This window comes from Acidithiobacillus sp. TH-A35 (assembly GCF_057473505.1).
In genome coordinates this window covers 1-6,119 of sequence record NZ_JBYCKR010000069.1, presented here as the reverse complement: position 1 = coordinate 6,119, position 6,119 = coordinate 1, and the positions used below count along the sequence as shown (strand labels likewise).

The window sequence follows — 6,119 nt, the reverse complement described above, 5'->3', positions numbered from 1 at the left end:
ATTCAGCCCCTCTGTGCCAACTGCGGCGCTTTCCACGGTCATTGGAAGGATCCTTCGATAATGCGCTGCAAACGCTGCAGGAGATCCGTCGCCTGCTGCAACTCTGCAGCGTCCAGGCCATCCAGCATTTCGCGGCGGAAGTCACCAGCGACACGCTTCACCTCCGCATACACGGTCCGCCCCTCGGACGTCAGCAACACCCGTCGGATACGCCGGTCTTCCGGGGCGATCTCGCGGCGTACCAATCCAGCGCGCTGTAACCGGTCCACCATGGCTACCACCGTCGGCCCCTCCACCGAGAGACAATGTGCCAGTTCGCTCTGGGTCAGGGGAGTTTTGGCCCGCGCCAGAAAAGCGATACTCATCCAACTCGCCTGGCTCAGTCCGAGACTCTTCAGGCGACGATCCAGCGCGTGGCGCCAGGCCCGTGCGCTGTCATGCAGGGCCAGGGCAAACGCTTCCTGCAACAGGTCTTTGCTCATGAATCCCTCCGGTATTTTTAGCCGCCCAGATTATTAGGGTACTTATACTTAGTGCTCTATCTATTTACAAGAGAAGTCCGGCACCCAAAAGTAACCCTTGGAGACCCAGTCGACATGCCTAAGCCCACGACGTCACCTTGACAGAAGCGCAGGGCTCCGCCATGGTGGCCTGAATTTACGAGGACCCTATGCTGCATTTTCCGGATATCAATACCGTCGGCTTCCAGCTCGGCCCCATCACCATCCACTGGTACGGTCTGCTGGAGATCATCAGCTTTGTTATAGCCACCGTCTGGCTCATCCGGCGCGGCCGCATGGCGCACTGGAACTGGCGCAAAGAGCAGGTCGTCGACCTGGAATTTTATGTGGCCGTCGGCGCCATTCTGGGTGGCCGGGTGGGCTACGTGCTCTGGTACAACCTCCCCTATTATCTCGCCAATCCCATAAAAATGCTGGCCATATGGGATGGCGGCATGTCTTTCCACGGCGGTCTCCTGGGTGTCGTCATCGCCTGCTGGGTATTTGCACGACTCCATCAGCAACATGCCTTTCTGCCCACTCTGGACTTTATCGCGCCAGCCGTGCCCATCGGGTTGGGTCTGGGGCGACTGGCCAACTTTATCAACGATCAGCTTTTTGGCCGTGTCAGCGACCTCCCCTGGGCCATGGTCTTTCCCGCCGGTGGTCCGCAACCCCGGCAACCCTCGCAACTCTATGAGTTTCTGCTGGAGGGCGTTCTGCTCCTGCTGATTCTGGCCATCTACAGCCGCAAAGCGCGTCCTGCCGGTGCCGTTGGCGGCATGTTTGTCCTCTTTTATGGCATCTTCCGTTTCATCGCGGAATACGCGCGCCAGCCGGATATTCAGTTGGGCTTTGTCTTCGGTCACTACACCATGGGCCAGGTCTTATCCGTGCCCATGATTATTCTCGGCCCGCTGGTGATCTGGTGGGCCTATAAGGGCGGATTCTCCGAATCGCCCCAAACCACATTGGCAGCCGATCATTAACTGCTGCACGTTGCATCCGCATGACGCCCATGGCTGAACTCAATCCACCACAGCAGGAAGCCGTAAAACACATCCACGGTCCCTTGCTGGTGCTGGCCGGGGCCGGATCGGGCAAGACCCGGGTCATCACCCGGAAAATCGTCCATCTCATCCGCGAGCAGCAGGTTGCCCCCAAACACATCTGCGCCGTGACCTTCACCAATAAGGCGGCCCGCGAGATGAAAAGCCGCGTCGCCGAGGCTTTGCAGGGCCATAACAGTCGCGGCCTGATGGTCTCCACCTTTCATCATCTCGGCCTGCAAATCCTGCGCAAAGACATCGAGCGCCTGGGTTATCGCGGTAACTTCAGCGTCATTGACCCTGGCGACAGCTTGGGGATGGTCCGTAACCTGCTCCGCGAGGCCAATGGCCCCAGCGATCTCGCCGAAGCGATCCAGGCCCGTATCTCTCGTTTCAAGAATGACGGTTTCTTCCCCGAGGAAGCGCATGCGGATGACCGCCTCGGTCAGGAGGCCGCCAATATCTATACGTCATATCAGCGCTCTCTCAGTGCCTGCAACGCCGTGGATCTGGATGATCTCATCCTCCTGCCCACCCGCCTGCTGCAAGGCCACGCAGAAGCACGTCACGCCTGGCAGGATCGTATCCGCTATCTGCTGGTGGATGAATATCAGGACAGCAACGGCGCACAGTACCGTCTGGTGCAGAGTCTGCTGGGCACCCGTCACAACCTGACGGCGGTCGGCGACGACGACCAGAGCATCTACTCCTGGCGGGGTGCGGCTGCCGACAACCTGCATCGGCTGGCGCAGGATTTCCCCAACCTCAAAGTCGTTAAACTGGAGCAGAACTACCGTTCCACCGGCCGCATTCTCCAGGCCGCCAATGCGGTCATTGCGCAAAATCCCCACCTCTTTGAAAAGCGCTTGTGGAGCACGCTGGGCGATGGCCACAGTATCCGCGCCCTGCGCTGCGCCAACGAGGCCGACGAGGCGGAGCAAGTGGTCAATGCCATTCTCCGCGACCGCTTTCAGCGGCAGGGTGAATACCGCGATTACGCCATTCTGTACCGCAGCAACCATCAGGCCCGCCCCTTTGAAGCGGCGCTGCGCAATGCCCGGATTCCATACCAGATATCCGGCGGGCTCTCCTTCTTTGAACGCAGTGAAATCAAGGATTTTCTGTCCTACCTGCGGCTCCTGGTCAACCCCGACGATGATCCCGCTTTCCTGCGGGCAGTCAACACGCCCCGTCGGGGCATCGGCAGCAGCACCCTGGAACGCTTGGGCGCCTTCGCCAAAGAGCGAAATCTCTCGCTGTTCGCCGCGCTTTGGGAAGACGCGCTGGAGTTGCCTGAAAAGGCGCGCACAGCCCTGCGTAGCTTCGCCGGCTGGGTGAATCTCAAGGCTGGTGAGGTAGACAAAGCCGAACTGATCCCAGCCCTGCAAAGCCTGCCCGAGGAAATCGGCTATCTGCAGTATCTACAGAGTGAAGGCGACGAAAAAGATGTGGGGCGCCGCTGGGAGAATATTCAGGAGCTCCTGAACTGGATGCAGCGCCTGCAGGACCAGGACGAAGGCCCGCAAACCCTCGCGGAGATCCTCAATCGCCTCATGCTCTTCAACGTGCTGGAGCGCGAGGAGGACGACGACCGCGATGTGCTGCGCCTGTCCACCCTGCACGCTGCTAAAGGGCTGGAATTCCCGCAGGTGTTTCTGGTCGGTGCCGAAGAAGAACTGCTGCCCCACCGCAACAGCGAAACCCCGGAGCAGATTGAAGAAGAACGCCGCCTCTTCTACGTGGGCATGACCCGCGCCCGCTTCCGCCTGACTCTGAGTCTCTGTCGCAAACGCCGCCGCTACGGCCAGGACGTCCATCCGGAACCTTCCCGTTTCCTCCGGGAGATCCCTAAAGAGCACCTGGACTGGCAGGGCGACCAGAACCCCGAAGAAGAAATGGATCCCACTGCCGCTTTCGCCCGCCTGCGGGAGATGCTCGGCAAAACCTGATAAGCGCGTTCGCCACACATAAAAGCAAAGAGGCGATCCACACAACCGGATCGCCTCTTCTGCGCGGTATCCCGCTTGGACTGCGGGATGCGCCTACCTGCCTTTACTGAGCGACGTTACCCATCGCTTTGACGCGGGCCGAGAGTCGGCTCTTGGTGCGGGCCGCCATGTTGCGGTGTGCCACACCCTTGCCAACGGTCTTGTCGATGACCGATTCCGCGGCGCGCAACGCGCTGCGTGCCTGTTCCTGGTCACCAAGGTGTACGGCCTTCAGCACACCCTTCACATAGGTGCGCAAGCGCGAGCGCAGACTGGCGTTGTGCAAGCGCCGCTTTTCATTTTGTAATACGCGCTTGCGCGCCTGAGCTGTATTGGCCAACTTTTACTCTCCATATCTACGATCCCGCGTCTGCGGGAAATTAAGTGGCGTATTCTGGCGCTAACGCTCAACCCTGTCAATATCAATGGATTGCAAAAAACCACCCGGCACTACGAAAATGGGGACGCGTAGCCTACGTTACCCTGCCATCACGTGGACATACTCTGGTGCCACTTGCACCCACAGCTCTGTGCCTAGCACCAGAGACCTGCCTTCGCACTGCAAGCGTGGTAACAGCATATCCAAGGATAAAGCTCCTTCCATTCTGACACGCAAGGCAACACCCTCCTCCCGGAGGCTCACGATCTTCAATTTCAGGGCATTCGGCGCTGAGACGCCCAGAGCGTCGCCCGGCACGAGATCCTCGGAACGAATGGCCACAGTCACCGCCATACCCGCATGCATGCCGTGCTGCAAGCCGGTACGTAAACGCCAGTCGGCTCCTGCTCCTGCCACTACCATTCCGGCTCCCTCTATTTCCTCAATGCGCCCCGCCAGGAAATTACGAAACCCCAGCAAACGCGCTACTCCCATAGTGGCGGGTCGCGCAAACACCGCACGGGGAGGCCCTTCTTGCGCAATACGCCCATCCAGCAACACCGCCATGTGATCTGCGAGCATCGCCAGGTGCGGATCATGACTCACCGCCAGCACCGGCACCCCAAATTCGTGGACCTCACGGATGAGTTCGTCCAGAATCTCGTCGCGGGTGGCCATGTCCAGCGCCGAGGTAGGCTCGTCCAGCAGCAGCAGCTCAGGACGCCGGGCCAGAGCGCGGGCGAGCGCCACCCGCTGACGTTGCCCGCCGGAGAGGGCCGCCGGATAACGCTCTGCCAGATCGACAAGCCCCACGCGCGTTAGCAAATCCATAGCCTGCGCGCGGCGGCCTGCGCCCCTGGGCAGCGGAAAGGCGACGTTTTCCCAAGCCCGCAGGTGCGGGAAAAGCGCATAGCCCTGAGGCAAATAGCCGATAGGACGCCGCTCGGCAGCAAGGCCACCGAAAGGATGCCCATGCGCCGGAATCAAACCGGCGATGGCCTTGAGCAGCATAGTCTTGCCCTCTCCGGAAAGACCGAGCAGGACGGTGAAATCCCGCACTTGCATCTGAATATCCAGCGTGACCGGCTTTTCCAACAGATAACGAATTTCCATAGGTTTTAGCACTGCACCATCAGAACATTCCCTGTCGGCGCGAGCGCAACCCCAGCCACAAAGGTAAAGGCACCGCGACCAGGAAGAAAACCCAGAGCAGGGGGTAAACCGCACTCAGCCCCATATCCTGCAGATTGACCCAAAGTTTGACCGGAATTCCCTGCGGGAAATACGCCACGATGAGCACGATGCCGAACTCCCCCATGGCGCGCACCCAGGCCAGTGCCACCCCGGCCGTCAGCCCCAGACGCGCCAGAGGCAGCGTCACCCACCAAAAGGTCTGCCAGCGGTTGCGTCCCAGAGTACGGCTGATCTGCTCCAGCTCCTCGGGTACCCCCTCGAAGGCCGCTCGCGCCGCCAGAACATAGTAGGGCATGGCCCCGTAGATCTGTGCCAGCACAAAGGCTGGTGCAGTATTCGTCAAATAGAGCCCCGCCTGACTGAACAAACCACCCACCGGTGAATAAGGTCCGTAGAGGGAACTCAGCAAAATGCCCATGGCCAGGGGCGGCGTCAGCAGCGGTAGCAACAGCAACGCGTCCACCAGCCACTTGCCGCGGTAATGATAATGCGCCAGCCACCAGGCGAGTGGCGTCCCCGCCAGCACCACCAGCATGAGCGCCAGACCGCTATAAAACAGGGAAACCCGGATGGCGTCGAGATCACCGGGAGCGAACTGGAAATCGTGCCAGTCCGTCGCAAAAACCAGTGCCGCAAAAGGTGCAAGCAGAAAAACCAGCACAGCGATCGCCGTAAGCGTCGTCGGCCAGCGGGTGGGTAGCTGGCGTGACGCGGTAATCGCTATAGCCGCTGTATCACTCAAATGGCATTCCCATTTGGCCTACCATAGGTAGGCTAGCGAATACCCGGGCCATACACCACGCCATAAACAACACGCTCCGCAGCCATAGTCGCATCGTTGTTCTCCATTGGATATCTCCAAGACCGATTTATATCGGTGACTACGACAAGGGTCAAGCGGCCCAAGGAACCGTGCAAACAAAATCTCCCCCGGGGCATTTTTATGCTAAACTCATAAACGCTGGCGTCGAAACCGCAACGAAAGCGGGACGTCGGCCTGCAAGCTTTT

Annotated in this window: 6 protein-coding genes; 2 read left to right on the top strand and 4 right to left on the bottom strand. The window is 59.9% G+C overall.

The window, feature by feature from the left end; translation table 11 throughout:
• Window positions 1-38 precede the first annotated feature (38 nt).
• On the bottom strand, window positions 39-482 hold the full coding sequence (locus tag AC2VNK_RS02685) for a MarR family winged helix-turn-helix transcriptional regulator (RefSeq protein WP_291521891.1): 444 nt from the start codon (window positions 480-482) through the stop codon (window positions 39-41).
• 188 nt (window positions 483-670) lie between these two features.
• Between AC2VNK_RS02685 and lgt the strand changes: the two genes are divergently transcribed.
• Entirely contained in the window at window positions 671-1,489 is an 819-nt protein-coding gene (gene lgt / locus AC2VNK_RS02680) for a prolipoprotein diacylglyceryl transferase (protein WP_486882709.1), read from the top strand.
• A gap of 29 nt (window positions 1,490-1,518) precedes the next feature.
• A complete protein-coding gene (locus AC2VNK_RS02675; RefSeq protein ID WP_486882708.1) occupies window positions 1,519-3,498 on the top strand; it encodes a UvrD-helicase domain-containing protein in 1,980 nt (659 codons plus the stop codon).
• Window positions 3,499-3,601: 103 nt separating this feature from the next.
• On the opposite strand, the gene rpsT is transcribed toward AC2VNK_RS02675, so the two are convergent.
• From rpsT to AC2VNK_RS02660, 3 genes are all read right to left on the bottom strand, one after another.
• On the bottom strand, window positions 3,602-3,877 hold the full coding sequence (gene rpsT / locus AC2VNK_RS02670; RefSeq protein ID WP_291510257.1) for a 30S ribosomal protein S20: 276 nt from the start codon (window positions 3,875-3,877) through the stop codon (window positions 3,602-3,604).
• Between the two features lie 138 nt (window positions 3,878-4,015).
• The gene (locus tag AC2VNK_RS02665) at window positions 4,016-5,029 is read right to left on the bottom strand and encodes an ABC transporter ATP-binding protein (protein WP_486882707.1); all 1,014 of its coding nucleotides are present in this window, start codon (window positions 5,027-5,029) and stop codon (window positions 4,016-4,018) included.
• 19 nt (window positions 5,030-5,048) lie between these two features.
• Window positions 5,049-5,852, bottom strand: a complete 804-nt coding sequence (locus AC2VNK_RS02660) for an ABC transporter permease (protein ID WP_291524034.1) — start codon at window positions 5,850-5,852, stop codon at window positions 5,049-5,051.
• Between the last annotated feature and the right edge of the window lie 267 nt (window positions 5,853-6,119).